Raw genomic sequence first — 26,821 nt, 5'->3', positions numbered from 1 at the left:
CCACTGATCGTCCTCGTTCGTTGTGTGTGTCTGGAGTGTCTATGAAATCTTCCGTGAAAGCGGTACTCGTCACCGTGGCTATCGCCGTGGTGTTGCTGATAATCGCGCTGGTCTTCGTCCTCACCAATCAGAGTCGAGCCGCCGCACCCGAGACGGGGACCGCTGACGGTCCCCAGGTCGTCCGTGAGAACTCGCATGTCCTCGATGACGGTGGAGAAGGGGCGGTGACGGTTGTCGAGTTCCTCGATTTCGAGTGCGAGGCATGCGGTGCTTTCTATCCGCTCGTCGAGGATCTCCGCGGCAAGTTCGATGGCGAGATCACGTACGTGATCCGCTACTTCCCGCTGCCGGGTCACTTCAACTCGAAGAACGCCGCAATCGCTGCCGAAGCCGCAGCACAGCAGGGACGGCTGGAAGACATGTATCACCGCCTGTTCGAGACGCAGCCTCAATGGGGTGAGGCTCAAGAGTCGCGTGCGGACCTGTTCCGGGGGTTTGCGGAGGAGCTCGGATTGGACATGGCCGCGTTCGATGATGCTGTCGCTGATCCTGCGACAGCAGAACGAGTCCAGTTCGATCTAGACGAGGGTGAGCAGCTCGGTGTCGGCAGTACCCCCTCGTTCTTCATCGATGGGGAGCCTGTCGTGCTGGAAACGTGGACCGACCTGGAGGACAGCATCGAAGCCGCGGTGAACGGTGCTGAATGATGGCGCGTTCGCTATCGCACCGTCGCGTCATCATCGTCGGCGCCGGGCACTCCGGATTGGCTGTGGCCGCCGCGCTCAGGGCCTCCGGGCTTGAGCCACAGAAGGACTTCGTGATCATCGATTCTGCACCCCCTGGTCAACGAAGCTGGACTACACGGTGGCAGTCGATGAAACTGCGCAGCGCGGCACGCCACAGTGTCGTCCGCGGGTTCCCTTTCCCGGGCGATGGAGACCGTCATCCGAGTGCGGATGAGATGTCCGATTACCTGTCTTCGGTGGAGAGAGCCCTCGGTGTGAAAACGGTGTGGGGCACCCGTGCGCTGGGAGTCGCCCGGTTGGGCGACGGATCCACGCTGCATTTGTCGACCTCCGCCGGGGAGGTGCAAACCCGAAATGTGGTCTGTGCAACGGGTGCTGCCGCAGTGCCGCGCATACCGGGCTGGCGCCAGGAACTGGCAGTCCCCGGTGCTGTGCTGCATTCCAGCCAGTACCTCTACCCCGCGCAGATACCTCCCGGCCGCGTGTTGATCGTTGGCGGTGGATACAGCCGAGTGGAGATTGCTGAAGAATTGGCTTCCTCCCACGACGTCACCCTCTCGACTCGAGCGGAACCCTCACGGGTATCAGAGCGGCCCGTCTGGTCAAGGCTGCGACGTAAGGGTCCAATGTCCGAGGCACGCCCCCGCGTAGATTCGACAGACGTCACTCATGCCGCCGCCGTAACAGAGGTTCACGGAGACACTGTGATGTTCGCCGATGGGGCGTCTATGAAGCCGCATTCCGTGATCCTTGCGACCGGGTACACGCCGGCAGACGCATGGCTACCCGATTCGGAGCCGCCCGGTCAGTCTTTGCAGGTCAGTGCACGCATCCCGGGACTATTCACTGCTGGCATGCCGCGATACTCCCGAGCGGATGCGGACACCCTCGCTGGGGCGGGTCGCGATGCGGCGACCGTCGCCCGGCTCATCGTTGGACGGCCGTAAAGGAGCACCATGACAGAAACAGGACACAGTCACGGTATTGGTGACGCCACTCCCCGCAATCGCCTAGTCATCGCGTTCGCGATCACCTCTTCGGTCTTCATCATCGAAGTGATCGGGGCGATCATCACGGGCAGCCTCGCACTGCTCGTTGATGCCGCGCACATGCTCACCGATGTCATCGGGTTGGCACTGGCCGTCACCGCTGCACATCTGATGAACCGTCCCCCGACTGCCAAATACACCTTCGGTCTTCAACGCACGGAGGTGCTCGGTGCGCTCGCTCAAGCAGCTCTGCTGCTCGGAGTGGGCATCTTCGCGCTCGTGGAAGGCGTACGGCGGCTGTTCGAGCCGCCTGAGATCGCCTCGGGGAGCCTGCTGTTCTTCGGCATCGTCGGTCTCGTCGCCAATATCGCCTCCATGCTCGTGTTGTTCAGCGGCCGCGGACGCAATCTCAACATGCGCGCCGCGTTCCTCGAGGTCGTCAACGATGCCCTCGGTTCCGTCGGCGTCATCGCCAGCGCCATCCTCATCGCCGTTTTCGGGTGGTATCAGGCGGACGCCGTCGCGGGCGTCTTGATCGCGCTGCTCATCATTCCCCGCACCCTGATCCTGTTGCGAGCATCCGGTCGGGTGCTGTTGGAGTCCACACCTGCCGGCCTCGATCTCGAGGATGTCCGCCGCCACATCCTTGCCCTTCCGCACGTGGTCGCGGTGCACGACCTCCACGCAACCCAGGTCTCGACCGACCTCCCCACGCTCACCGCCCATGTGGTGGTCGATGACACCGTCACGATGGAAGCTTCCGCCGCACTGCTGACATCACTTCAGCAATGCGTCAGCGAACACTTCGCCGTGAGCATCGAACACTCCACCTTCCAGATCGAACCCGAATCCCACCCCGGAGAGCACGACACCCATGCATAAACGCCTCTCGGCACGCACCACTGCCGTCCTCACCACCCTGTTGTTGTCGGCATCCGTCGTACTCGGGACTGCATCTCCGGCCGCCGCTCATGACGACTTCGTCTCGTCGTACCCCACCGCCGACTCGACAATCAACGGCTCTCCCGACGAGATCTCTCTGATGTTCACCGGAACCGTCACCGGTGGTGACGACGCAACGGTCGTCGAGGTTATCGATGAAAGCGGAGCAAACGTCGCCGTCGACCCGCCAACGGTGAGCGGTGACTCGATCACTCAACACCTCTCCCCCGACGCCGCAACCGGTATCTTCACCGTCCGCTGGAAGACCATCTCTGCCGACGGACACCCGATCAGCGGAGAGTACGTGTACACCGTCGCACCCGCGACGGGCACGGAAATCAGCACACCGACCGCAAGCCCCACCCCTGAAACCTCCCCAACGGAGGAACCAGAACCGGCCCGACCCGCGCAAACATACGGTGGCACGGCATCCGGCGGCGGCGCTTTCGAACTGCTACCCCTGTTCTTCCTCTCGGGTCTGGCACTGATTCTGGGGATCGGCGTCGTGGGAGTAGTTATGGCCGGGCGCCAGCGTCACCAGCGCGACCGTGCACAGGCCGCCAAAGATGCCGCGGCTGCGGAGAACGACGCCGATGCGTGATCGATTCCGCCGGTCGGCCGTGATGCTCATCGTCGCCGCCATCGTCATCCTGATCGATCAAGGCACCAAAACCCTTGCTCTGAACACGTTGCGGCAAGATGCGCGTATACCGCTGATCGGTGACTGGCTCGGTCTTCAACTGGCCTTCAACCCCGGGGCGATCTTCTCGCTCGGAGAAGGCTCCACATGGGTCATCACCGTCATTGGGGTCGCTGTCACCGCGGTCCTTATCGGCGCCGCCACCCGAGCCCGGAACATGTGGTCGGCGGTCGGTTTCGGTTTCATCGTGGGAGGTGCGATCGGGAACCTCATCGACCGCTTGTTCTCGCCGCCCGCGTTCGGAATCGGGCACGTCACCGACTTCCTCGCGTACGGGAACCTGTTCATCGGCAACCTCGCCGATGTCGCTCTCGGCATCGGTGCCGTGTTCCTCATCGTCGCGGGTCTGCGCACGAGCCGTCGCCGGCAAGACCCCGCATCCCGCCCCGATCCCGTCGACCCTGTACCCGCCGAAGAAACGGTTCACCCATGAGTCCCAAAGAACGCGTCCCCTCCAAATATCAGCGGAACGCCCTGGCCCCCAGCCTCGTCGCCGCCGCGATCCTGTTCCTTGCACCGGCGCTTTTCCAGGCGAACTGGGCACCCCTCGTCCTCTTCATCGCCTCAATTTTCGGGCTGATCATTGCGTGGTTTGCGCTGCAGGCACGCCACTGGTGGTGGATCCCGGTCTTCCTCGCGATCGCCGTGCTCTGGAATCCGGTGATGCCGTTCCCCTTCTCCGGTGTCGTATGGACCACAGCACAGCCCATCGCGGCCGTGGTGTTCCTGGCAGCGGGGGCGACGATCAGGGTGATCCGGAAGTGAGCGGCGTGAGCTTCGTGTCACGACCATGCGTGTGAGCGACGAGATCCCCAACAGCCCCCCGTCGCTGCAGGCGTTCCTCGCACCGGCCGATATTCCGCTTCCGGTGCTGCCCGTCGTCGCCGGGATCATCGCCGCGCTGTATCTCGTCGGAGCAATCCGATTGTGGACGCACGGGCGTCGTTGGCCCGTGTGGCGGACGGTCAGCTTCCTGCTTGGGTGCGCTCTCCTTGCGGCGGTCACCGGTCTGGGCGTTGAAACGTATGGCCAGGCGCTGGTGTCCGTTTTCATGTTCCAGCAGCTCACTTTGATGATGATGGTGCCGCCGTTACTGGTCCTCGGCTCTCCCGGAACCCTTCTTCTGCGAGCAACGCCGCATCATGGAGCGGGACGGGCAGTCCTCCAAGCGGCCCATGGTGCTCTTCGAAACCCGGCCGCGAGATGGGTACTCAGTCCGTGGGCCACTGTCCCGCTCTACCTGTTCGCGTTCTACGGCATCTACCTTGCGGGTGCTGCCGATGCCATCCTCACCATGCCCGGGGGTCACGTCGCGCTCGAGGTCGGATTCCTCCTCGCCGGCATGCTGTTCACCATCCCGATCTTGTCCTCCGATCCTCTGCCAGTCAGGTTGGGTCATGCTGCGCGTGCGCTGGACGTGTTTGCCGAAGCCGCGCTGCATGCGTTCTTCGGGGTATTCCTGATGATGGCCAGTACGATCCTGGTCGGCTCGTTCGTCGCTCCCACAGAGGCGCTGGGCATCGATCCCCTCGCCGACCAACAGCTTGCCGGCGCCCTGGCATGGTCCTACGGTGAAGCCCCGACCGTGCTGATGTTGATCTACGTGATGCATCGTTGGTTTCGCAGCGACACTGCTCGTGCGGCCGCGGCCGACCGGTACGTCGACGTGCATGGGAACGCCGACCTCGACTCGTACAACGCCTACCTGAAAAAACTGAGCTCTCATGACCGTGACCGCTGACCCGTTGGTGAGACGCGCCCTCTCCGTTCGATCAAGGTGCGGCGACCACAGAGCGCGCGATGCGCGCCCGCCTGTTGCGGTGCCGTTTCCCGTAGCGATCGTCGCGTCCGCCATCGCAGGAGGAATACTGGATCTCGCGTACCCCGCATTCGGGTGGTGGCCCGCAGCGTTCGTAAGCGTAACCATCGGGCTGTGGACGCTCCGCGGACGATCCCTACCCGGGGGGTTCCTGATCTCCCTCATCTACGGCGCGGCCTTCTTCTTCACCCACGTGGTCTGGGTGTCACGGTTTCTCGGACCCATCCCGTGGGTTGCGCTGGCCGGCTTGGAATCGCTGCTGTTCGGTGCCGGCGGCGCGCTGATCGCACTCGCCTATCGAGTCACCACCACCCGGACCGGATACGGGTACCGCGCGATCACCCCCGTGCTCGTCGCCGGGGTGTGGGTGCTGCGGGAAACGCTGATGGGGAATGCGCCGTACACCGGGTTCCCGTGGGCGCGCGTCGGTTTCAGCCTCGCCGAAAGCCCGCTCGCGGAAGCTGCTTCCTGGATGGGAACAACCGGGCTGTCCTTCCTGACAGTCCTCGTCTGCGCGAGCGTCGTGGAAGCCCTCACCCTCCGCCGATGGCAACCGGGAGCAGCCGCCGCGATCACCGTCGTCGCCGCGATAGCCGTTCCTCTGTTCCCCACCGAGCAAGCGGGAAGCCTGCGCGTCGGATGGGTGCAGGGCAACGGCCCCAGCGGCTACTTCGACACCAAGACGACCGGTGACATCCTGCGCGCACAGGAAGAAGCGACCGCTCCTCTCCTGGGACGGGAGATGGATCTTCTCGTCTGGCCAGAAGGGGCCGTCGACGCCGATCCCCTGCGCGATGACATCGTCGCAGGCCGCCTGAATCAACTCGTGCAAAGTGTCGGCGCTCCGGCGCTGGTGAATGCGGCGACCACCCGTGGAGCCGACACGTTCAACACCTCCATCCTGTGGACGAGCGCCGGGCCGCAGCAGCTCCACGACAAGGCCAACCCTGTCCCTTTCGGCGAATACGTCCCCGACCGTTGGTTCTACGAAGCCATCGCCCCCGACCTCATCGGGCTGATTCAACGCGAGTACACGCCCGGCTCCAACACACCCCTCATGAACGTTGGCGATGTCCCCATCGGTCTGGCGATCTGCTTCGACGTCATCTACGACGACGTCATCTACGAAAGCGCGTCATCTGGCGCGCAGATGTTCGTGTTTCAAACCAACAACGCGGACTTCAGAGGCACCGACGAGAACCTCCAACAGCTGGCCATCGCTCGCATGCGCGCGATCGAAACGGGGAGAAGTGCCGTGAACGTCTCCACGACCGGGACCAGTCAAGTCCTCGGGAGCGATGGGCAGGTGTTGGCTCAGGTGGCGGTGGACACGACCGCGGCGAAGACCACCGAGGTCCCCCTCCGTACCGGCACGACCCTCGCTGTCGTGCTGATGCCGTGGCTCGGCTGGACGCTCAGTGTCGGAACCGTACTGGCCCTGCTCGTCATGTCGATCCGACAGCGGCACGCGGATGCTCACTCCCAGGGAGATGGATGGATGAAGTTGTGAAGTTCAAGATTCTCACCTTTACCGTGGCGGTATGCGCGCTGCTCGTGCTCAGCGGCTGCGCACCCACCGTCCACCTCGAGCCCGCAGCAAACGCGAATGACCCGCTGTGCGCGGAGGTCACCGTGCGACTACCGGACTCGATTGGCGATCAGGCTCGCGTCTGGACGGACGCTCAGGCCACGGCAGCATGGGGTACCCCCAGCAGCGTGCTCCTCACCTGCGGCTTGGAGGCCCCGGCCCCCACCACGCTGCAATGTGTCAGCTTGGGTGGCGTCGACTGGATCGTCGATGAGGAGGAGACCCCGAATCTGCGGCTCACAACCTACGGCCGGGAGCCGGCTGCCCAGGTGTACGTGGACACCACCACCCTGTCTGCAGACACGGTTCTTGAATCTCTCGCCGGGGCGATCCAGCAACTCCCGAAGACCGGTGAATGCACGGCGCCTGTGACGGAAGACCCAGACGTCGCGGACGATGAAACGGGAGGTTCCGCTCCATGAATCCCGTCGTTCTCCGGATCGTTGGACCGACGATCCTCGTTGTCGCGGCACTCATCGCTGTGGTGGTCGGACTCGTGATCGGTGGAGGAGCTGCACCGAGACTCACCAGCGACCCTGGAGCGATCGTGCGATGGGGACTCCCCGCCGCGAAACTGTTCGTCAATCTCGCCGGTGCGTCGATGCTCGGGCCCCTGGTATTGGCGGTGTTCGCTCTCCCATCGGCAGGGAAGCCTTTCACCGTCGCGCTCGATGTTGCCTCTGCCGGCGCCGCGACCCTCACCATCACAAGTGGGGTGGTGGCTTTCCTCACCTTCCTGTCGTCATTCAATCCGCAAGTGAACCTGAGCGCCGAGTTCGGTGCGCAGCTGGGCCGCTTCCTCCTCGACACGGAGCTAGGACGATCATGGCTTATCACCGCGATCCTCGCCTCGGTCGTGACAGTCCTCGCATTCGCTGTGCGCAGCTACGGTGCAGTGCTGATCACAACCGTGCTCGCGGTCATCAGTCTGATACCCATGGCCACCCAGGGCCATTCGGGTGAGCTCGCCAACCACGATCCCGCTGTCATGTCCCTCGTCCTGCATGTCATTGCGGCCGCGATATGGCTCGGGGGCCTCATCCTGCTCGTCGTCGTGCGACCGATCAGCTCTCCGCACGAACTCGACAACATGCTCCGCCGGTACTCGACGGTGGCCCTCATCGCGTTCATCGGCGTCGCTGTCTCGGGATACGCGCGGGCGCTCACGGCCCTCGGCCGGTGGGAGGGCGTGGCCTCACCGTACGGCCTCATCCTCCTCACAAAAATCGGCGCTCTTCTGGTCATGGGAGTGCTGGGCGCCACCTACCGCCGTCGACTCCTCGCCAAGGCCAGCGAGGGCCGTGGCGCCTTCTGGATGATCGTGTGCGTCGAACTCGGTTTCATGGGTATTGCGAGCGGGGCCGCCGCCGCCCTCGCCCGCACCGCCGCCCCCGCCGATACGATCGCGCTGCCGCAGAACACGGCCGCGGAAATCCTCACCGACGCACCCGTCCCGATCGAACTCACCCTGCAGCGATGGTTCACGGCGTGGAGCCCCGACCTCCTCTGGGTGCTCGTCGCGGGTTTCGGAATCGTCTTCTACCTCGTCGGCGTGCGACGCGCTCAGCGCCGCGGGTATCCGTGGCCAGCCCGGCGGACAATCAGCTGGATTGTAGGGATGGGGGTGCTTCTGTGGACGACCAGTGGACCGCTCGCCGCCTACGACGACGCGCTCATCAGTATGCGATTCTTCTCCTTCGCTCTCCTCAGCCTCGCGATCCCCTTGCTCCTTGTCTTCGCGGCGCCCGTCACCCTCGCAACCTTGGTCATCCATCCACGGGACGATGGAAGCCGAGGACCGCGGGAATGGCTTCTCTGGGCCGCCCACAGCCCGCTGGCACGGTTTACTCTGCGCCCCGTCGTCGCCGCGGCTCTTTTCGCCACGTCGCTGTGGGTATTCCACTATTCCGACCTGTTCCGATGGTCGCTCTACGACCAGCTCGGCGCGGAATGGATGATCAGCCAGCTCCTCGTCACCGGATGTCTCTTCGTACGATCGCTCGCCCTCAACGCGTCCACGACCCCCGAGGGGCGGTGGCGTTTACCCTCGCTCATCGCGCTCACAGGCGTGGCCACCTTCTTTGGCATCGTCACTATCACTCGCTCCGACCTCATCGTCGCGGAGTGGTTTGGTGCCATGGGGCGGACGTGGGGGCCCGCCCCCCTCCAGGACCAGGCCCTCGCCGGAGGCGCCACCTTGATGATCGCCGGAACGCTCGCAATCCTCACCGGCTTCTCCGTCCTCCACACGAAACGCAACAACAGACCTACCGACAGCACCCCCGTGCCCGGCGTACGAAAGGACCCGCACCTGTGACCTCCTCCCGCCGCACCCGCTGGCTCGCCAGCACCCTTCTTGCCCTCATCGCCCTAGGAATCGTGGCTGCCCCTGCCCCTGCAGCTCTCGCGCACGACAACCTCCTGGGGACCGTGCCCGGGGCAGACGAAACTGTCATTCAACTTGACGACGTCGCTCTCACGTTCAGCGGGGAACTCATTGACTTCAGCCAGGCGAGCTTCGCCCAAGTACAAGGCCCCGACGGCCTCTTCTACGAATCCAGCTGCTCCACCGTCGACCGCAACATCCTCACCACCCCGGTCGCACTCGGAGAACCGGGCGTCTACACCGTGCTGTGGAACGCCGTGTCCAGCGACGGTCACCCTATCTCCGAGACCTTCACATTCACGTACGCTCCCACCGGCATCGAGCCGGGACTGGGGTGGAACAAACCAGCATGCGGGAACGAACAATCACGGATCCAACCAGCAAAGGCGTCACCCTCCGCCACGCCAACCACCGAACCTCCCGCAGCGGACACCACTCCACCGGCGGCATCCGCAGGCGAGAACGAGGTGACTTCGATCGCGATCCCGCTCATCATCGCCGTCGCTGTCATCGGTGCCGCGGTGATCACCGCCACCGTTGTCGCACGGCAAGTGAAGAAGAAACGCCACGGGTTGAGCGCCGACGTTCACTCGGACACGAAAGAGTGAGCTTCGTGTCAGGGCAGTCGAGCTCGAGAGCGGGGCGTCAGATTTGGGCCGCAGATCAGGGATCGCGGGCGAGTCTGCGCCGCTTGGGCGACCACGCACGGACGATAGACCAGACGGCAGGCAACGGGAGCATGGCTAATCTGCGCGCCCCTGGCCGCAGAATCCATGAGGCCGAGCTCAAGGAGAGGGCACAGTGAACGATCGAAGCGTCTCTGCGGCTACGGAGGCGGCCGAGGAATGCGGGTGTGCGCCCACGCCGGCCGAGCGCGATTCGTTCTGGAAGCTAAGTGTTACTCGACGTGGTGCTTTCGGACTCGGCGCCCTCGGCGTCGCTGCATTCGCTGCCTTCGGTATCGGCTCCGGCGTCTCAGCGGCGTACGCTGCGTCGTACCCGAGTTGGGACGATGTACAACGCGCCAAGAACAACGAAGCTGCCAAGGCTGCCGAGATCACGCGCATCGAAGGGCTGATCGAGTCCTTGACGCAGAAGGTCGCCGAGACTCAGGCTGCCGCCGATACAGCCTCCGACGAGTTTTATGCGGCGCAGCAGGAATACTTCGCTGCGATCACGGAAGCCGAGAGCCTGCAGGCGCAGGCGGACGAACAATCAGCGATTGCCGAAACTTCTGCGCGCAGGGCGGGCCAAGTCGCGGCACAGCTCTACCGCAACGGTGGAGACGATTCAGCACTTCAACTGTTCTTCTCCGGTTCCGCGGCCAATGCCGATGAGCTGCTGTCCCGTCTGGGCACCATGGACAAGCTGCTCGAGTACAACCAATCGGTCTACGATGACGCTATTTCGGCACGCAACACCGCCCAATCGCTGACGGATCAGGCAAAGGTCGCCCGCGACGAACGCGACCGCCTGCAGCAGGTTGCAGAGCAGAAGATGATCGCCGCACAGGAAGCGGCCGACGCTGCCCAGGCCGCTCTCGATGAGCAAGCCGAGAACCTCGAGACCATGCAGGCTCAGCTCGCCGCCCTCAGGGACACCACTACGCAGACGGTCGCCGGTTACCAGGCCGGTGTAGCCGCACGCGAGGCCGAAGAGCGAGCCCGCCGCGAACGCGAAGCCGCCGAAGCGGCAGCCAACGGTGGCGGCAACGGTGGCGGCGGAGGCTCCGCCGGAAGCGGCGGTTGGGTCCGACCCCACGGGGGCGGCCGCAGCTCAAGCTACGGTCCTCGCACTCCGATCTGCGGCTCGCAGGGCTGCTCGTCGAGCTACCACTACGGTGCGGATCTGGCCAACGGTTGCGGGGCGGCGATCTACGCCGCCAACTCCGGAACAGTGGACTACGCCGGCGCCAACGGTAATTACGGCAACTACGTTCGCATTCAGCACGGCGGAGGCATCAGCACCGGCTACGCGCATCAAACCCGGAGGTATCGTCGTCGGTCGAGGCCAGTGGGTCAACTCCGGCCAAGTCATCGCCTACGCCGGCGACACCGGCCGATCCTTCGGCTGCCACCTCCACTTCGAGGTCTACATCAACGGCGGATACACCAACCCCGTCCGATTCATGGAAGACCGCGGCGTCTACATTTAAGGCTCCGATACGGATCGCGAAGTGGCTCCGTCGACGTGAGCACTCGGGTCGAGAGGGCTGCTCCAGAAGTGACTCGCGACATCCTTGCTAAGGATCTCAGAGAGGGAGGATGACGGTGCCCATTACCGCCGTCAGTCGCGACATGATGTCGGTCCACAGCCCGGTCACCATCAGGATGCCGAGGGCGATCAGCAGGATGCCGCCGCAGACGTTCACCACCCGGATGTGACGACGGAGGAACTCGACTGTCTTCGCCGCCCAACCGAATCCGAGTGCAACCAGCAGGAACGGGATGCCGAGGCCAAGCGAATACGCGAGGCCAAGGAAGCCGGCCCGGACAGGGTCGCCCGCGTTGAACGAAAGCGCGATGATCGCGGCCAGCGTCGGACCCATGCATGGCGCCCAGCCGATACCGAGTGCCACTCCGAGTAGCGGCGCCCCTATGATTCCTGCCCGGGAGCCGACGTGGAAGCGGACCTCGCGCTGGGCGAAGCTGAACAGTCCAAGGAAGACGAGCCCCATGAGGATGACGACGACTCCGAGGATACGTGTGATCACGTCGCCCCAGCGGAGGAAGAACACGCCAGCCGTCCCGCCCAGCGCAGTGACGAGAACGAAGACGACACTGAAGCCAAGGATGAACAGCAGCACGCCGGCTACAAGCTGACGGCGCCCGGGCGCGACTGCGTTCGTCGCCCCACCCTTCGAGCGAGGCGTGACCGCCCCGCCAAGGAAGCCGAGATAGCCGGGGACCAGCGGGAGCACGCAGGGCGACAGAAACGACACGAGACCGGCGAGCATCGCGATGGGAACTGCGAGCCAGAGCGCACCAGACCCGATGATGGTGTCGGCGTTCACGGTGTCTCCGCCAGAGCGTCCTTGACGAGCGTCGAGAGGATCGAGGTGCCGTCGATGGGTCCGATGATGCGGGCGGCGACACGGCCCTGTCTGTCGAGAACGAGAGTCGTCGGTGTCGCCTGGATCGGCACGACCTTGGAGAAAGCGAGTTTCGCCTCAGCCGTGTTCACGTCGATCAGGCTCGGGTAGGTGACGCCGAACTCGTCAGAGAAGGCCTGGGCAGTATCGGCCTGATCGCGGGTATTGATGCCGATGAAAGCTACATCTTCGCCGCTGTACTCCTGCCAGACACTCTCGAGATCCTTCGCCTCGACGCGGCACGGCGCGCACCCGGCGTACCAAAAGTTGACCACCGTGACCTTGCCAGAGTTGTCGGCACTGTCGAACTCATCGCCAGTTTCAGTAATGCCGCTGAAGACGACCGGTTCGCTCCGCTCGGCCACCGGAATCTCGACAATCGCGCCGTTGGCGGCTACATAGCCGGTGTTCTCGCCCCGCAGGAAGGAATCGCTGACCGGATCCGGCGCACACCCGCTCAGGCCGATCGCGAACACCGCAGCGAACATGAGTCCGACCGACCCACGAACGGTACGGAATTGCGGGTTTCGGGACACGTTTCGCACTCTATGCAGATCACCTATGCGTCCGCCGAGCCCCAACTATTTCGCGATCTCGAGGCCGCAATCCAAACGCCGCTCTAGAACACATTGAACGCCGCCGATAGGCGCGGTTCGCGCTCCCATGCCTGGGTTGCGACCTGGACGGCGTCCCATGGGGAGCCGAGCGGGGGTGTGTAGGAGAGGTCGAGGTCACTCATTGCTGCGACGGTCATTCCGTGGTGCAGGGACGTGGCGTAGGTGTCGACGCGCTTGGAGATTTCCGCACCGCGGGTGCCGACGAGCTGCGCGCCGAGCAGACGCCCGTCGTTGGTGTCTCCGGTGATGCGGATGCTGATGGGCGTGGCGCCCGGGTAGTACCGCTTGTGGTCGTCCGCGATCGCGGTGTGACTGTGCGGGGCGAAGCCTGCGGCTGTCGCTTCGTGGTCGCGGAGCCCCGTGCGTGCGGCCACGACGTCGAAGACCTTCACGACCTGCGTGCCGAGGCTCCCTGCGAACCGTGTATCCCCGCCGATTGCGTTCTCCCCTGCGACGCGTCCTTGCTTATGCGCCGTGGTGCCGAGAGGAAGGTATGTGACGCCGAGCAGGCGGTGGTGGGTGATCACCCCGTCGCCGGCCGCCCACACGTTCGGCAGACCGGTGCGCATCTGTTCGTCGACGACGACAGCGCCGCCCGCTCCCGTGGTTGCGCCGGCTGCGGTGAGCAGGCTGGTGTTGGGCCTTACTCCGACGACGACGAGCACCACGTCAGCGGTGCGAGAGAGGGCCTCTCCATCGTGAGTGCCGGTGACGGTGATCCTGCCGCCGTCACGGGCGACGGCTTCGACGCGCGTCCCGGTGAGGACGTCGACGCCGTGTCGGGTGAGTTCGTCGTGGACGAGTGAGCCGAGTTCGGGATCGAGGGTGGAGAGGACTTCGGGGCCGCGCTGCAGCTGGGTGACCTGGAGGCCCCGCACAGTGAGCGCTTCGGCCATTTCGAGGCCGACGTAGCCAGCTCCTACGATGATTGCCGTCTCGGGCTGGTGCTCGTCGAGGTACTTCTCGAGCGCGAACGTGTCGCCCATCGAGTGCAACAGGTGCACCCCGTCGTCGGGACCGAGCTGGTCAAGACCTGCGATGCCAGCGGTTGACGGGGATGCTCCGGTACCGACCATGAGCTCGTCGTACGGGATGGTCGATTCGCGGCCGTTCGCGTCACGGACCGTGAGTCGTCGGCCGTTGACGTCGATGCCCGTGGCGAGGGTGTCCAGACGGAGGTTCATGCCGGTGGCTTCGAGATCTGCGTGGGTGCGGTGCGCGAGGGACTGCCAGGGCTGCACCTCGCGGGAGAAGTAGTACGGGATGCCGCAGATCGAGAAGTTCGGGTACGAGTCGGCCACCACCACGGTGACGTCGACGGACGGGTCGAGTTCGCGGGCACGGAGGGCGGTGGAGATTCCGGCGTCGCTTCCGCCGATCGCTACAAGATGCATGAAGGCGCCTTTCAGGGCTGGGTTTCGAGTTTCTGAGGAACCACGACGTCGCCGGCCGTGCGGGCGGCGATTGGATAGAGGGCGAGGAGCAGTGCGAGGCCGATGGCAGCCCCGACGAGCTGTGCAGCGATGAACGGCGCCACAGACGACGGTGCGATACCGGCGAACGTATCGGTGAACATGCGAGCGATCGTGACGGCGGGATTCGCGAACGATGTGGAGCTGGTGAACCAGTAGGCCGCGCCGATGTACGCACCGACCGCGGCGGCCGTGACCGACCCCTTTCCGGTGCGGGCGAGAGCGAAGATCAGCAGCACGAGCCCTGCAGTGGCGACCACTTCCCCGACCAGGTGCCCGCCTGTGGCCCGGTCGTTGGACGAGAACCCGGGGCCGGTGTCGAACATGACCCCCGCTAGCAGGGTGCCGGCGATGCCGCCGAAGATCTGCGCGAGCACGTACGCAGCGACGTCGCGCAACGGAAGCCCGGTGCTGGCGCTGCGGCCAAGCAGCCAGTCCGCGACCGTCACCACGGGGTTGAAGTGCGCGCCAGACACTGGCCCGAGCATCAGGATCAGCACCGTCAGACCGAGGGCAGTGGTCAGGCTGTTCTCCAGCAGCTGGAGGCCGACATCATCCGGGGACAACCGCTGCGCGGCGATACCGGAACCCACCACGATAGTGACGAGCAGACCAGTTCCAAGGAACTCGGCGGTAGCTCGGCGCAGAAGGTGTGGCCGCGCGAGGGCGGGGTGAGGTGTTTTCATGTCGGCTCATCTTGACCCGAACGGGGTACTTCAGTCAAGATTGAGACAATGAACACTGAACGAACTGACCAGGTGGAGGTGCGCGCCGCGAAGCACGCTGCGCTGAGCGACCCATCTCGCCTGCGGATCGTCGATCGTCTCACGCTGGGCGACCTCTCGCCCACCGAAATCGGAATGGCGTTGGGCCTTCCCTCCAACCTCGTCACCCATCATCTGAACGTGCTGGAGTCGGTGGGGATGGTCTCGCGGTCCCGCTCGGAGGCCGATAGACGGCGCAGCTACGTTCACCTCTCAGATAACGCACTCCGCGGGCTCACACCCGGCCGGGTCGAGCGCGCAGATCGCGTCGTGTTCGTTTGTACGGCGAACTCCGCCCGGTCGCAGCTCGCCGCGGCGTTGTGGTCGACCCGCAGCAGTATCCCCGCGACGTCGGGAGGAACGCACCCGACGGGGCGGATAGATCCGGGCGCAGTCGCCGCTGCCGATCGCCACACTCTCGCGCTGCACGATGAGGCACCCCGCGCTCTGACTTCGGTCCTGACCGATTCAGATTTCGTGGTGACGGTGTGCGACAGCGCCCACGAAGAACTCGGCGCCATCGGACACCTGCACTGGTCGATCCCCGACCCCGTTCGGATCGGCACCGATGACGCCTTCGACACCGCCTACGACGAGCTGGAGCGCCGCATCGCGGAACTCGCACCCCGGCTCGCCGCCAGCTGAAACCCAACCTGAAAGAGCCCCCGTGACTGACACCACTCCGACCGTCCTTTTCATCTGCCAGCACAACGCCGGCCGGTCGCAGCTCGGCGCGGCTCTCCTAGAGCACCTGGCCGGGGACCGGTTTCGGGCCACGTCTGCGGGCCTCTCCCCCGCCGACGAAGTGAACCCGGCCGTGGCCGACACTGTCGCAGAACTCGGAATGAAAATCACCGATCGCGTACCGCGCGCCGTCACAGTCGAAGACCTGGACGCCGCCGACCTCATCGTCCTTATGAAGCCCGGACTCACCCTGCCTTCCACCCCTCGCGGAAAGGTTCTGGAGTGGTCGTTCCCCAACCCCGAGTCCTGGGACGCCGAAGCAGTGCGCCCGCTACGGGAAGCGGTGGCCGAGAAGATTCGTACGACGATTCTCACCTGAGTTTCCCTTGTCACGAACCCGGCCCTGGCGTGGGTGATTCGTGCGGGACCGGGTGAGTCGACATGCTGGGAACGTGAGCAACCTCGTCGCCTGGTGGGAACGTCATCAGATCGCCCTCTATCTCGCAGCGATCGCTGCGGGCGTCGTGCTGGGCTTGTTGACACCAGGAGCCGCGCACCCTCTCGAGCTCGCGATCAACCCCGTTCTCGGGCTGTTGCTGTACGCGACATTCCTCGGTGTCCCTTTCTCGATGATCGGACGCGCCTTCCGCGATATGCGGTTCCTGTCCGTGGTGCTGGTCGTGAACTTCGTGATCGCCCCCGTCATCGTGTTCTGCCTGTCTCGGTTCGTCGCTCACGACCAGGCGCTGCTGGTGGGTGTGCTGTTCGTCTTGCTGACGCCCTGCATCGACTATGTGATCGTCTTCACGGGGCTCGCCGGAGGGGCGAAGGAACGGCTACTTGCGGCCGCGCCGATCCTCATGCTGGGACAGATGCTGCTCCTGCCGGCATACCTCTGGCTGTTCGTCGGCCCTGAACTCGTCGCCGCGGTCGACCTCGCGCCCTTCGTCGACGCTTTCCTCCTGCTCATCGTGCTCCCGCTCATGGCGGCCGGCCTCACCCAGTACGTCGCCTCCCGCACGCGCTGGGGCCGCACTCTCCGAGACACCGCTCTAGCCGCCATGGTGCCGCTGATGATGCTCACGCTCGCCGTCGTCGTCGCTTCCCAGGTCTACGGCGTCAGCCGGCAACTTCCTGCACTGTTCGCCACAGTTCCGATCTATGCCGCCTTCGCGGCGGTCATGATCCCGGTAGGGATATTCGCGGGGCGTGCGGCACGACTCGATGTCTCCAGCACTCGCGCCGTCGTATTCTCCGGCGCGACCCGCAACTCCCTAGTGGTTCTCCCGCTCGCCCTCGCGCTCCCCACATCGTTCGCCCTTGCCCCTCTCGCCGTCGTGACGCAAACACTCGTCGAGCTCGTCGCCATGGTGATCTTTGTCCGCCTGATCCCCCGGCTCGTGGGTGACCGTCGTCTCGCAACCGATTGAGGCACCGCCGAAAACCCCTGCCGTAAGGGACTTCTGGAGAGCGTTATCGGCAGCTGCTCACGGCCACAGAACGGTCTCACGCCGAAAACGATCGTTTACGGCAGGCGCACGAGTTCTCGTCGGACTCGCACCGCTAGAGCTACCAGTCACGCGGGAATGCACACGACTGGCCTTGAGTTGGATACCCACAGGGGGTATGTTTTAATCATGAACGGGTACACCGACAACAAGGCTGATCTGCGTAAGCGGTTGAGTCGCGTCGAGGGTCAGGTGCGAGGGATCGCACGGATGGTCGACGAAGACAAGTACTGCATCGACATCCTCACGCAGGTTTCTGCAGCGACGAAAGCGCTCGAAGCGGTGGCGTTGTCGCTGCTGAGCGATCATCTGAGTCATTGCGTCGCCGAGGCCAGCGCTGAGGGCGGCGAAGTCGCGGCAGAGAAGGTCCGCGAGGCTAACGAAGCCATTGCCCGCCTGGTCCGTTCATAACCGCCACGTCTGTCTACTTGAAGGAGCACACGATGACTGATCGCATTGAACTTGGCCTGAAGGACGAGAACGCTGGCTGCGCGTGCTGTGCCGTTCCATCGAACACCGAGGCATCCACACCCACTGCGGCCTCGTCTTCCTCGGAAGAGGTTTTGGTTGCGGGTATGACGTGCTCGCATTGCGTGTCGAGCGTCAGTGACGAACTGACGGCTGTGGACGGTGTCGAGTCCGTCGACGTCGACTTGAACGCCGGCGGCATCTCCCGCGTGACCATCCACAGCGCAGCACCGGTCGATCCTGCTGCTGTGAGGGCTGCGGTCGAAGAGGCCGGCTATACCCTCGCGACCAGCCAGGCCTGAGTCGCTAACTGTCTGCACCCGGCTCGACCGGGCGCATCCGAGCAAGGAGTTCCGATGAGCCAGCATGACGAACATAGCCATCACGCCGCGCACGAGAACCACGGCAGCGCGCCGACAACGGAGCATGACCACGCGGCGATGAGCCACGATCACGACACTTCGCCAGAACATAGCGGCCATGGTGGTCACAGCGGACATGGTGGCCACGGTGATCATGTGGGCCAGTTCCGGCGGTTGTTCTGGATCATGCTGATCCTCGCGGTCCCGGTTGTCGGGTTCTCGATGATGTTCTCGATGCTGCTCGGATACCCACTGCCAGACACCGCCTGGGTCGGGTGGATCTCCCCGGTTCTCGGAACCGTCATGTATGTGTGGGGCGGTGCCCCGTTCCTCACCGGCGCGGTGAGTGAGCTTCGCGCCCGTAAGCCCGGGATGATGCTGCTGATCGCCCTCGCGATCACGGTCGCGTTCCTCGCGTCATGGGGTGCGAGTCTGGGCCTGTTGCACCACGAGCTGGACTTCTGGTGGGAGCTGGCCCTGCTGATCGTGATCATGCTTCTCGGGCACTGGATCGAGATGCGCTCTCTCGCGCAGACCACCTCGGCACTGGATTCCCTTGCCGCTCTGCTGCCCGATGAGGCGGAGAAGGTAGAGGGCGACACGACAACCACTGTCGCGCCTGCTGACTTGCTGGTGGGGGATGTCGTGGTGGTGCGCCCCGGCGGGCGGGTCCCCGCGGACGGGCGGATCGTGCAGGGCTCGGCGAGCATGGACGAGTCGATGATCACTGGCGAGTCCCAGCCGGTGCGCCGTAGCGACGGCGATCAGGTCATCGCCGGCACCGTCGCGACCGATTCTGGTGTGCGGGTGGAGATCACTGCGATCGGCGAGGACACTGCTCTGGCGGGGATTCAGAAGCTAGTGACCGAAGCGCAGAGTTCGTCGTCGCGGGCGCAACGGCTCGCGGATAAGGCGGCGGGGTGGTTGTTCTGGTTCGCGCTCGGCGCTGCCGCGATCACCGCGATCGTGTGGACGGTCGTCGGCCAGCCCGACGCCGCGGTGATCCGCACGATCACCGTGCTCGTGATCGCCTGCCCGCACGCTCTCGGCTTGGCGATCCCACTGGTTGTGTCGATCGCGACGGAGCGCGCCGCCCGTGGGGGTGTGCTGATCAAGGATCGTCTCGCGCTGGAGAGCATGCGTACCGTCGACACGGTCCTGTTCGACAAGACCGGCACCCTCACTAAGGGCACCCCCGCCGTTACCGCGATCGACCCCGTCTCCGGCACCGATTCCGACCAGTTGCTGGCGTGGGCTGCGGCCGCGGAAGCGGACTCCGAGCACCCCCTCGCCCGCGCGATCGTGAACGCGGCCAAGGAGAAGAACCTCACCGTTCCCGCGTCCTCTGACTTCGAGTCGTCCCCGGCTGTCGGAGTTCGTGCGCGTGTCGATGGACACGTTGTGCAAGTCGGTGGACCGTACATGCTCGAGCAGGAGAACGCCCACGAGCTGCCGGTTGCCGACGAGTGGCGCAATGAGGGTGCGATCATCCTCCACGTCCTCGTCGACGGCAAGGTTGCGGGCGCTCTACGCCTGGCAGACGAGATCCGCTCCGAGTCGCGTCACGCAGTCGAGGCCCTCCATGAGCGCGGTGTGCAGGTGGTCATGATCACCGGTGATGCCGATGCGGTCGCCGCCTCCGTGGCGGGCGAGCTGGGCATCGATCGTTACTTCGCCGGGGTGCGACCGGAGGACAAGGCCTCGAAGGTCAAAGAGCTGCAAGGCGAAGGCCGGAAGGTCGCGATGGTCGGAGACGGTGTGAACGATGCGCCTGCGCTCGCGCAGGCGGATGTCGGTATCGCCATCGGTGCGGGAACGGATGTCGCGATCGCCTCCGCCGGCGTCATCCTCGCCAGCGACGACCCCCGGTCGGTGCTCTCGGTGATCGAACTGTCCCGAGCCAGCTACCGGAAGATGAAGCAGAACCTCTGGTGGGCCGCCGGCTACAACCTCCTCTCCGTCCCGCTCGCAGCAGGCGTACTCGCCCCCATCGGTTTCGTGCTCCCGATGTCCGTGGGTGCCGTGCTGATGTCGTTGTCGACCATCGTCGTCGCGCTCAACGCGCAGCTGCTGCGCCGGCTGGACCTGCGCCCCGACGCAGTGGCCAGCAAGTAGCAAGAAACAGTCGGGACGACGGACGTAGGCTGATAGGAACGGGAGGTGAGTATGTCGCTGATCAACGTCGCACAACAGGTGCGGGGACCGCGCACGCTCACTCACACCGTCTTGGCCGTCATCGCGGTCGCCGTGGGCATCATCGCCGGCCTGCTGGCGATGCACTCCTTCAACTCGCACGCGACAACTGCCGGCCACCACGACACCGTCGCTGTCAGCACTCAAGCCGGAGCGTCCGACCATCATCGCGATGCGTCCGCTTCCGCCGTCTTGCCGGACTCACCGCAAGTGGACGCGGGATGCGCGACGTGCGGGGGTGGGGACTCGATGACGTGGATGGCGTGCGTTCTCGCGCTCCTGGTCGCCACCATCCTGCTCGGGCGGATCGGGCTCGGCTGGCGGCGTACCGCACTTATCGCGGTACTCGCTGCCGCGACGACACGCTCGCCTGCCCGCGCTCGCGCCCTCCCGCTACCCCCTTCTCTCACGGTTCTCTGCATCAGTCGCACGTGATGACGCGCTAGCCCACCCAGCAGGCAACGCACCCCTGGCGCCGGCAGTAGCCGGGCCCCATCACCGACCCTTGGAGAACACTCATGAAGATTCGACCCGCGGCGATCGCCGCACTCACCCTCACAGCTCTGCTCGCTCTCACCGGCTGCGCCGGAAACACCGGTTCCGGCGACGGCATGGAAGGCATGGACCACGGCGGAAGCTCGTCCGCACCCGCCGACACAGCCGACGCGAATGACGCCGACATCATGTTCGCCAGCATGATGAAGGAGCACCACGCGCAGGCCATCGAAATGTCCGACGTCCTTCTCAGCAAGGACGGCGTCGATGAACGCGTCGTTGCTCTCGCGGAAGAGATCAAGGCCGCTCAGGAGCCGGAGATCCAGAAGATGGATCAGTGGCTTGAAGACTGGGGCGCGGAGATGGACAGCATGGAGGGCATGGATCACGGCGACGGCATGATGTCCGAGGAAGACATGCAAGCCCTCGAAGATGCCACCGGTCCCGATGCGGGGCGTCTGTTCCTCGAGCAGATGATCCAGCACCATGAGGGCGCTGTCGACATGGCACAGGAAGAAGTCGACAACGGTCAGAACAGCGACGCCGTCGCACTCGCTGAGACGATCATCGACGCGCAGACCGAAGAGATCGCCACCATGAAGGAGATCCTCGCAACCCTGTGATCCATTGGGTGGGGTGCGGGACTCCCGCACCCCACCCAGTGATCTGTTGCGCACACCATCATGCGAACCCTCAAGACGTCCATGCTGCCCACCTTCCGAACGCGACGCCGTGCGGCACTCACGGTCGCGACAACGATCTCGGCCAGCATCGTGCTGGCCGGGTGCACCGCACCCGCCGAGCCCACCACCGGACACGACCACGCCACCACCATCAGCCACGTTCACGCGATCGTGCCCAACCCCGCAGAGGACGGGTACCTCCTGGGCGCCCATGACGGGATCTACACGGCCACATCCGATGGCGAGGTCGGCTCCCGTATCGAGACCACCGACTTCGACGCGATGGGCCTCATCACCGTCGGTGACGCTCTCCTCGCGTCCGGGCATCCCGGACCGACCACGCCCCCAGAACTCGGCTCCCCCAACCTCGGAATCATCCGGAGCGACGACAGCGCCAGATCTTGGACGCCCGTCTCGTTCACTGGCGAGAAAGACTTCCACGTCCTTGCCGCCGGGAAGAACGACACCCTCTACGGGATCGCCTCGGACTCCGCGGAGCTCCTCCGCACCGACGATCTCGGTGAGACCTGGTCGCCGGTCGGAGAAATCCTGGCGTTCAGCCTCGTCCTCGACAACGCGGGACAACTGATCGCTGCCACCCCAGACGGGCTGCAAATCAGCACTGATGAGGGCGCCACCTTCGCGCCCCTGAACGACGCACCTGCGCTCTACCTCCTCGCCGTATCGCCTGACGGCAAACAGCTGGTCGGTGTCGGCCGCGGCGGGCAGATCTGGGCCAGCACAGGATCCAACGCCGAGTGGGTTCCCGCCGGCGTCACCCATGGCTCCGCGCAAGCGCTCGCGACCACGAACGACGGTGACATCTTGGTCTTTGATGACAGCGGCCTGGCGGCAATCGCCAAGTAGCCGAGAAGACGACATCTCCAGCGGAAGGCGCTCACTTGTCCCGCTATACGCCGAAACTGTCTGCCGATAAGAGGTTTCGGCGAACCATAGCGGCACGCCTTCGAGCGCCGACTAACTGCTGCTGCCGCAAACGATCGTTTCTGGCGGGGCCTATAGCTAGGCCGTGTTGCTAAACCGGGGTCGGGGTTTCGAGCCGGCCCCGCCCCCGGTCAGCATCAGGGTGGGCGGAGCGAATGTTCCGTCGCGCCCGCTGCGGGTCAGAGGTACGGCTGGGTGATCAGCTCGAGATAGTGCCCTGAGGGATCGAGAAGGTAGACGCCTCGACCGCCGTGCTCGTGGTTGATCTCTCCGGGCTTGGAGCGCTGGGGGTCTGCCCAGTGATCGAAGCCGTAGTCAGTGATCTTGGCGTATGCACGGTCGAAGTGGGGGTCTTCGAGGAGAAATGCGTAGTGCTGCGGCGGGAACTCCATCGGCGGGGCTGCGAACTGCAGCAATACCCCGCCGGCGATCTGGACGTTGACGAACGGGCCCCATGCGGGCGCGTCGTCGGCTTCGAGCAGGTCACGATAGAACTCCGCCATTTCGGCAGCGTCGATCGAGGCGATGATTGTGTGGTTGAAGTGTGCTGTCATGATTCTCCTTGTGTCGTGTGGGTGAGTTTGGGTCACTCACACAAGGAGGAGCGCGGATCAGCGCACGACCAGATCGCCGTTCTGGGAGCGGCCGACGCGGGCCTGGCTGGTCATCATGCTCACAAGGATACCGTGACCGCGAGTTGATCTCCCTCGATGCGCTCCGGAGCCGACATGCTGCCGAGCCAGTGCAGAGTGGCGGCGAGGCAGAGGCCGGCGTGGTAGTTGCGGGCGAGCTTGTCTGAGCGCATCGCTATCCCGCGCCACTGCTTGAGCTTGTTGAAGCACCGCTCGACGACGTTACGGCCGCGGTAGCGGGCCCGCTGCTCGTCACCGAAGTCGATCGGCCGGCCGCGCCGCTTGCGTCGGTGAGCGATCTGATCCTCACGCTCCGGGATCGTCGCCGCGATCCCGCGCTCGCGCAGCCCGGCCCGGTTCGCCTTCGATGGGTAGCCCCTGTCCGCGAGCACCCGGTCCGGCCTCGACCGTGGCCTACCCCTCGCGCCGGGGACGCGGATCTCGCGCAGCGTCGCGGGCAGCATGCTGGTGTCCGCCGCCTGCCCCGGGGTGAGGATGAACGCGAGAGCGCGTCCCTTCCCGTCGCAGACCAGGTGATTCTTCGTCGTCAACCCGCCACGGGAGCGGCCGATCGCATGATCGGGCGGCTCGTCACCGAACTTCTTGTAGTTCGACAATGCCCCCCGTGGTGCGCGGAAGGGTCGCACCATGCTGATGCACGCGCACGATCGTGGAGTCGATCGACGCGACCCAATCCAGATCACCGGACTGCTGCGCGAGCGACTGTGTCTTCTCCAGCACCCGCGCCCACACGCCCTGCTCGGACCACCGGTTGAAGTTCTTGTAGATCGTGTTCCAGTTCCCGAACCGCTCCGGCACGTCCCGCCACGGTGCCCCGGTCCGGAACCGCCACGCCATCGCCTCGACCACCGTGCGCCGATCCACCGGCGGCCGACCCGTCGACTTCGCAGTCGGGAACAGCGGCCCGATCACAGCCCACGCCTCATCCGAGATCACATCACGCAACACGGTTCAAGATTCGCCCACGAGGCACCCGAAGGCGTTTATCAACACGGCCTAGGGCTAGACGTGAGTTCCGTGCTCCGTGCTTCTCCCGGTCGCGGTGCTCGCACAATTGAGCGCCTCAACAGCCCAGCCGCGACGTTATGTGGGGAGGAGAGGAGGATGGTGCGGAATGGTGATGGGTCGCGTTGACCTGCTCTGCTCGTGCAGTCGCCGCACATCGTCGAGCGCCTCGACGGGTGACATGTACCGTGTCGCGACGGGCAAGGTACGCATCCACATCACTTCGACTTCGTACGGGTCAACTTCGTAGACGCAACCGACAGTACGGCGGGGGTCGTCGGCTTCGTATTTGTGGTCGAGGATCAGCCAGTCTTTCTCCGCGACTTTGCGGAGTTCGAACCGCGCCTGAGCCAGTTCCGTCATCTCGTCCTCCATCTCGACATCCTCACTGTCGCGGTGCGTAGCTTCCAGGAGAAGATCCTTGACAGCTCTCATTCGGCATGGGTAGGTCCCCGGTCCCCCTCAGGCGTTCACGAGCGAGGGTGCCAGACTCTCGGACAGGATCCGTGAGGTGAGCTTGAGGCGGAGATGCCAGGCGGCGCCGTAGTTCTGTTCGGGGAGGTCCTGCAAAAGCGCACGGTCGTCTGCGCCGAGCCCGTCACGGGTGGCCTCGCGGAGGAGATCGTCCCGTGTGGCGGGGTATTCCATTTCGGTGAGGAATCGTTCGAGCGACGGTGAGAGTGACATGGGTCGTCCTTCCGAAGGGTGTTGGGGACGGTGGGCGGTCGCGACGAGTAGTGCGACCACCCACCGTCGCTGCGGTGACGCGGGGATCCGATGAGTTAGGCGGTCACGGCCTTGGTGTCGTGAGAGCCCATCGATTCGATCTGGATCTTGCGCGGCTTGGCGCGTTCAGCGATAGGGATAATCACGCTGAGCACACCGTTGTTGTAGGTGGCGCTGATGCCCTGGGCATCGACGTCGTCGCCGATGGTGAATCGGCGGACGTACGAGCCGAAGGGGCGCTCCTGTGCCAGCCAGCGAGAGTTGTCGCGGCTCGCCTCCGTGCGTTCGGCACGGATCGTGAGGAGGTGACCGTCGACATCCACGTCGACCGAACCGGGGTCAACCCCCGGGAGGTCAGCGTTGAGGACGTAGCGGTCGCCTTCGCGGAACAGATCCACGGGCATCAGACGCGGCTGCCTGCTGGTGTCGAACACGCTCTGCGCGATCCGGTCCAGCTGGCTGAAAGGATCAAATGACATCGACATGGCGAAAAATCTCCTTCCGAAGATGAACGGCGTGACGCCGTTCGACGAATGATGATCAACGGTGGAGGCCGCGCGCGGCCACATCACACGGAGGCGCGCGCACCCGCTCGGGAAGCTCGTCTGCCCGGAGGATCCCAGCAGGCGGCGTCACAAATTGCCGCGGACCTGCGGGAGCTTTTGCGCGAGGTGGCATCGCGGCTGTCATGGTCGACAGGGCGCGGATGCCGGCCACCATCCGATCGAACTCGGTACGGACCCACTCGGGATCCGCGCAAACGATGTCCGCGAACACGACCCGCGTGTCATCGACCCGGCTCGGTACCGCCACGGTAAATCACCTCCATACCTGTCATCGCCAACTGCTGCGGGCGTCGGAGATTCCAACACCTGCAACCCCGAGAGATCTGGATCACTTGATGCATATTTTATAACCCGGCTACTTGACCTGATGCAAGCGCTTCGAGCAAAATTTCTGCATGGAATCGACTCCTCAAGAGCGACCCGTCTACACGATGGGGATCGCGGCCGAGCTCCTCGATCTCCCTCCGGCGACACTGCGACTCTACGAGCGCAAGGCCCTGATCTAACCCGCACGCACGGACGGCGGAACGCGCCGCTACAGCGCGAACGACATAGAGCGGATGCGCCGCATCGCGGACCTACAAACCGACGGCGTCAACCTCGCTGGCATCGGCAAAGTGATGGGCCTTCAGGATGAGAATGCCGAGCTGCGGGCGTCACTCGACCGCGCAGACCCGGAATAGGCTCATTCGGATTCCGTGCTGCTCGTCGCGTGCGGCGTTCCGACAGGTTTCGACTCGCTGGAGCCGCGTTGTCGCAGGTAGATACTGAAGACCACCATGGCCCCGACGGCGAGGAACTCCGACTGCCAGTTCTGCAACGTCCGGTTCCAGAAGTCAGACGACGCGACGTAGCCCGCCCACGACACGGGAGGCATCCCGTGCTGCGCGTTCTCTTCATTCGCGACGATCTGGCCGGCAAGCGATTGCGCGAACCAGGACAAGAGGAAGATCGACCCCATCAGGATCAGCAGAGAGTTGGAGTAAGCCCACAATCGGATGCCGCGGACGCGTGCCCACGCCGGTGAATCGGCTTTCGCGTGCTCATCGACGAATTGCTCCTCGTCGGTGCCCACACCCTCGTCTCCAGGTCTCTTGGACTCCGGAGAGCCTCGTTGTATCAGCCACACCGTGGCCAGGATGAAGAGAAAGAACTGCAGGAACTCCGACTGCCAGTTCTCCGCGACATCAACTAGAAAATCCGACGAGGTGATGAAGTCCAGGTACCCCACCGCCGGCTCACGGTGCTGCAGCAGTTGCTCGTTCGCATACGCGTGACCTGCGAGGGACTGACCCACCAGGGCGAGGAGGAAAATCGCCAGGAAGGCCAGACTCAGCCCGTTGTCCCGAATCCGCCGACGCATAACCTCACCGTCCCGCGATCGGCAGCACGATCATCACCGCGAGCCCCGCGCCGATG

30 protein-coding genes and 3 pseudogenes are annotated in these 26,821 nt (G+C 64.7%); 23 read left to right on the top strand and 10 right to left on the bottom strand.

Translation table 11 applies throughout. The annotated features are described in order from the left end of the window. The first annotated feature begins 41 nt into the window (after window positions 1–41). The 13 genes and pseudogenes from GLO27_RS17230 to GLO27_RS20330 all read left to right on the top strand — a co-directional run bounded on the left by GLO27_RS17230 (window position 42) and on the right by GLO27_RS20330 (window position 11,325). Window positions 42–707: a thioredoxin domain-containing protein gene (locus GLO27_RS17230; protein WP_167255931.1), complete on the top strand. Its 666-nt coding sequence runs from the start codon at window positions 42–44 to the stop codon at window positions 705–707. Then, entirely contained in the window at window positions 704–1,693 is a 990-nt protein-coding gene (locus GLO27_RS17225) for an NAD(P)-binding domain-containing protein (RefSeq protein WP_347878410.1), read from the top strand. Before GLO27_RS17230 ends, GLO27_RS17225 begins: the two co-directional genes overlap by 4 nt. Before the next feature lie 9 nt (window positions 1,694–1,702). Further along, a complete protein-coding gene (locus GLO27_RS17220; RefSeq protein WP_167255929.1) occupies window positions 1,703–2,617 on the top strand; it encodes a cation diffusion facilitator family transporter in 915 nt (304 codons plus the stop codon). Continuing rightward, window positions 2,610–3,278: a copper resistance CopC family protein gene (locus GLO27_RS17215; protein ID WP_167255927.1), complete on the top strand. Its 669-nt coding sequence runs from the start codon at window positions 2,610–2,612 to the stop codon at window positions 3,276–3,278. The genes GLO27_RS17220 and GLO27_RS17215 overlap by 8 nt, the downstream gene beginning before the upstream one ends. Next, window positions 3,271–3,810 (top strand): signal peptidase II, encoded by a 540-nt coding sequence (gene lspA / locus GLO27_RS17210; protein ID WP_167255925.1) that lies wholly within the window; start codon window positions 3,271–3,273, stop codon window positions 3,808–3,810. Before GLO27_RS17215 ends, lspA begins: the two co-directional genes overlap by 8 nt. Then, window positions 3,807–4,142, top strand: coding sequence for a DUF6804 family protein (locus GLO27_RS17205; RefSeq protein WP_167255923.1), 336 nt, complete (start codon window positions 3,807–3,809; stop codon window positions 4,140–4,142). Before lspA ends, GLO27_RS17205 begins: the two co-directional genes overlap by 4 nt. 25 nt (window positions 4,143–4,167) lie before the next feature. Next, window positions 4,168–5,118: a cytochrome c oxidase assembly protein gene (locus tag GLO27_RS17200; RefSeq protein ID WP_167255921.1), complete on the top strand. Its 951-nt coding sequence runs from the start codon at window positions 4,168–4,170 to the stop codon at window positions 5,116–5,118. Window positions 5,119–5,197: 79 nt separating this feature from the next. Then, window positions 5,198–6,706, top strand: coding sequence for an apolipoprotein N-acyltransferase (lnt, locus tag GLO27_RS17195; protein ID WP_292776160.1), 1,509 nt, complete (start codon window positions 5,198–5,200; stop codon window positions 6,704–6,706). After that, a complete protein-coding gene (locus GLO27_RS17190; RefSeq protein WP_167255917.1) occupies window positions 6,691–7,206 on the top strand; it encodes a DUF3515 family protein in 516 nt (171 codons plus the stop codon). Before lnt ends, GLO27_RS17190 begins: the two co-directional genes overlap by 16 nt. Beyond that, complete coding sequence (locus tag GLO27_RS17185; protein WP_167255915.1) at window positions 7,203–9,101, top strand: cytochrome c oxidase assembly protein; 1,899 nt, start codon at window positions 7,203–7,205, stop codon at window positions 9,099–9,101. Before GLO27_RS17190 ends, GLO27_RS17185 begins: the two co-directional genes overlap by 4 nt. After that, window positions 9,098–9,778: a copper resistance CopC family protein gene (locus GLO27_RS17180; protein WP_167255913.1), complete on the top strand. Its 681-nt coding sequence runs from the start codon at window positions 9,098–9,100 to the stop codon at window positions 9,776–9,778. The genes GLO27_RS17185 and GLO27_RS17180 overlap by 4 nt, the downstream gene beginning before the upstream one ends. 751 nt (window positions 9,779–10,529) lie before the next feature. Beyond that, window positions 10,530–11,099: pseudogene (locus tag GLO27_RS20335) on the top strand (M23 family metallopeptidase); the annotation flags it as partial. Further along, on the top strand, window positions 11,011–11,325 hold the full coding sequence (locus GLO27_RS20330) for a M23 family metallopeptidase (protein WP_347878413.1): 315 nt from the start codon (window positions 11,011–11,013) through the stop codon (window positions 11,323–11,325). The pseudogene GLO27_RS20335 and the gene GLO27_RS20330, both read left to right, overlap by 89 nt. A gap of 96 nt (window positions 11,326–11,421) precedes the next feature. Here GLO27_RS20330 and GLO27_RS17170 read toward each other — a convergent pair whose 3' ends face one another. The 4 genes from GLO27_RS17170 to GLO27_RS17155 all read right to left on the bottom strand — a co-directional run bounded on the left by GLO27_RS17170 (window position 11,422) and on the right by GLO27_RS17155 (window position 15,036). Continuing rightward, window positions 11,422–12,183, bottom strand: a complete 762-nt coding sequence (locus tag GLO27_RS17170; RefSeq protein ID WP_167255911.1) for a cytochrome c biogenesis protein CcdA — start codon at window positions 12,181–12,183, stop codon at window positions 11,422–11,424. Beyond that, window positions 12,180–12,749: a TlpA disulfide reductase family protein gene (locus GLO27_RS17165; RefSeq protein WP_167255909.1), complete on the bottom strand. Its 570-nt coding sequence runs from the start codon at window positions 12,747–12,749 to the stop codon at window positions 12,180–12,182. Before GLO27_RS17165 ends, GLO27_RS17170 begins: the two co-directional genes overlap by 4 nt. 131 nt (window positions 12,750–12,880) lie before the next feature. After that, on the bottom strand, window positions 12,881–14,272 hold the full coding sequence (locus GLO27_RS17160; RefSeq protein WP_167255907.1) for an FAD-dependent oxidoreductase: 1,392 nt from the start codon (window positions 14,270–14,272) through the stop codon (window positions 12,881–12,883). Window positions 14,273–14,283: 11 nt separating this feature from the next. After that, window positions 14,284–15,036, bottom strand: coding sequence for an MIP/aquaporin family protein (locus GLO27_RS17155; RefSeq protein ID WP_120227542.1), 753 nt, complete (start codon window positions 15,034–15,036; stop codon window positions 14,284–14,286). A gap of 48 nt (window positions 15,037–15,084) precedes the next feature. On the opposite strand from GLO27_RS17155, the gene GLO27_RS17150 reads away from it, so the two are divergent. The 9 genes from GLO27_RS17150 to GLO27_RS17110 all read left to right on the top strand — a co-directional run bounded on the left by GLO27_RS17150 (window position 15,085) and on the right by GLO27_RS17110 (window position 22,374). Beyond that, window positions 15,085–15,759 carry a helix-turn-helix domain-containing protein gene (locus GLO27_RS17150; RefSeq protein WP_120227543.1) on the top strand — a complete coding sequence of 225 codons (675 nt, stop codon included), beginning with the start codon at window positions 15,085–15,087 and terminating at the stop codon, window positions 15,757–15,759. A gap of 22 nt (window positions 15,760–15,781) precedes the next feature. After that, the gene (locus tag GLO27_RS17145) at window positions 15,782–16,177 is read left to right on the top strand and encodes a low molecular weight phosphatase family protein (protein ID WP_167255905.1); all 396 of its coding nucleotides are present in this window, start codon (window positions 15,782–15,784) and stop codon (window positions 16,175–16,177) included. A gap of 73 nt (window positions 16,178–16,250) precedes the next feature. Continuing rightward, entirely contained in the window at window positions 16,251–17,228 is a 978-nt protein-coding gene (locus tag GLO27_RS17140) for a bile acid:sodium symporter (RefSeq protein ID WP_167255903.1), read from the top strand. Window positions 17,229–17,435: 207 nt separating this feature from the next. Then, complete coding sequence (locus tag GLO27_RS17135) at window positions 17,436–17,717, top strand: metal-sensitive transcriptional regulator (RefSeq protein WP_167255901.1); 282 nt, start codon at window positions 17,436–17,438, stop codon at window positions 17,715–17,717. A gap of 32 nt (window positions 17,718–17,749) precedes the next feature. Beyond that, window positions 17,750–18,076, top strand: a complete 327-nt coding sequence (locus GLO27_RS17130) for a cation transporter (protein ID WP_129172371.1) — start codon at window positions 17,750–17,752, stop codon at window positions 18,074–18,076. Window positions 18,077–18,322: 246 nt separating this feature from the next. Next, window positions 18,323–20,251: a heavy metal translocating P-type ATPase gene (locus tag GLO27_RS17125; RefSeq protein ID WP_243844928.1), complete on the top strand. Its 1,929-nt coding sequence runs from the start codon at window positions 18,323–18,325 to the stop codon at window positions 20,249–20,251. Window positions 20,252–20,302: 51 nt separating this feature from the next. Next, complete coding sequence (locus GLO27_RS17120) at window positions 20,303–20,764, top strand: DUF6153 family protein (RefSeq protein ID WP_243844927.1); 462 nt, start codon at window positions 20,303–20,305, stop codon at window positions 20,762–20,764. Between the two features lie 83 nt (window positions 20,765–20,847). Beyond that, window positions 20,848–21,447 carry a DUF305 domain-containing protein gene (locus tag GLO27_RS17115; RefSeq protein ID WP_129172368.1) on the top strand — a complete coding sequence of 200 codons (600 nt, stop codon included), beginning with the start codon at window positions 20,848–20,850 and terminating at the stop codon, window positions 21,445–21,447. Window positions 21,448–21,507: 60 nt separating this feature from the next. Further along, window positions 21,508–22,374: a F510_1955 family glycosylhydrolase gene (locus GLO27_RS17110; RefSeq protein WP_241830691.1), complete on the top strand. Its 867-nt coding sequence runs from the start codon at window positions 21,508–21,510 to the stop codon at window positions 22,372–22,374. 257 nt (window positions 22,375–22,631) lie between these two features. Here GLO27_RS17110 and GLO27_RS17105 read toward each other — a convergent pair whose 3' ends face one another. The 5 genes and pseudogenes from GLO27_RS17105 to GLO27_RS17085 form a co-directional block, all read right to left on the bottom strand. After that, window positions 22,632–23,006, bottom strand: coding sequence for a VOC family protein (locus tag GLO27_RS17105; protein ID WP_167255895.1), 375 nt, complete (start codon window positions 23,004–23,006; stop codon window positions 22,632–22,634). A 200-nt stretch (window positions 23,007–23,206) separates the two neighbouring features. After that, window positions 23,207–24,053: pseudogene (locus GLO27_RS17100) on the bottom strand (IS5 family transposase); the annotation flags it as partial. A 135-nt stretch (window positions 24,054–24,188) separates the two neighbouring features. Beyond that, complete coding sequence (locus tag GLO27_RS17095) at window positions 24,189–24,485, bottom strand: hypothetical protein (protein WP_243844854.1); 297 nt, start codon at window positions 24,483–24,485, stop codon at window positions 24,189–24,191. A gap of 87 nt (window positions 24,486–24,572) precedes the next feature. Next, a complete protein-coding gene (locus GLO27_RS17090) occupies window positions 24,573–24,797 on the bottom strand; it encodes a DUF2795 domain-containing protein (protein WP_167255893.1) in 225 nt (74 codons plus the stop codon). Window positions 24,798–24,892: 95 nt separating this feature from the next. Next, a complete protein-coding gene (locus tag GLO27_RS17085) occupies window positions 24,893–25,321 on the bottom strand; it encodes an Hsp20/alpha crystallin family protein (RefSeq protein ID WP_167256234.1) in 429 nt (142 codons plus the stop codon). Between the two features lie 599 nt (window positions 25,322–25,920). Between GLO27_RS17085 and GLO27_RS20140 the strand changes: the two are divergent. After that, window positions 25,921–26,085: pseudogene (locus GLO27_RS20140) on the top strand (MerR family transcriptional regulator); the annotation flags it as partial. A 2-nt stretch (window positions 26,086–26,087) separates the two neighbouring features. Here GLO27_RS20140 and GLO27_RS17075 read toward each other — a convergent pair. Next, a complete protein-coding gene (locus GLO27_RS17075) occupies window positions 26,088–26,765 on the bottom strand; it encodes a DUF6766 family protein (RefSeq protein ID WP_167255891.1) in 678 nt (225 codons plus the stop codon). Window positions 26,766–26,821: the final 56 nt, after the last annotated feature.

This window comes from Microbacterium sp. Be9, from assembly GCF_011754135.1.
Classification (GTDB): Bacteria; Actinomycetota; Actinomycetes; order Actinomycetales; family Microbacteriaceae; genus Microbacterium; species Microbacterium maritypicum_A.
Note: the sequence above shows the minus strand (reverse complement) of the source record. Positions and strands in the feature narration are given on the sequence as shown.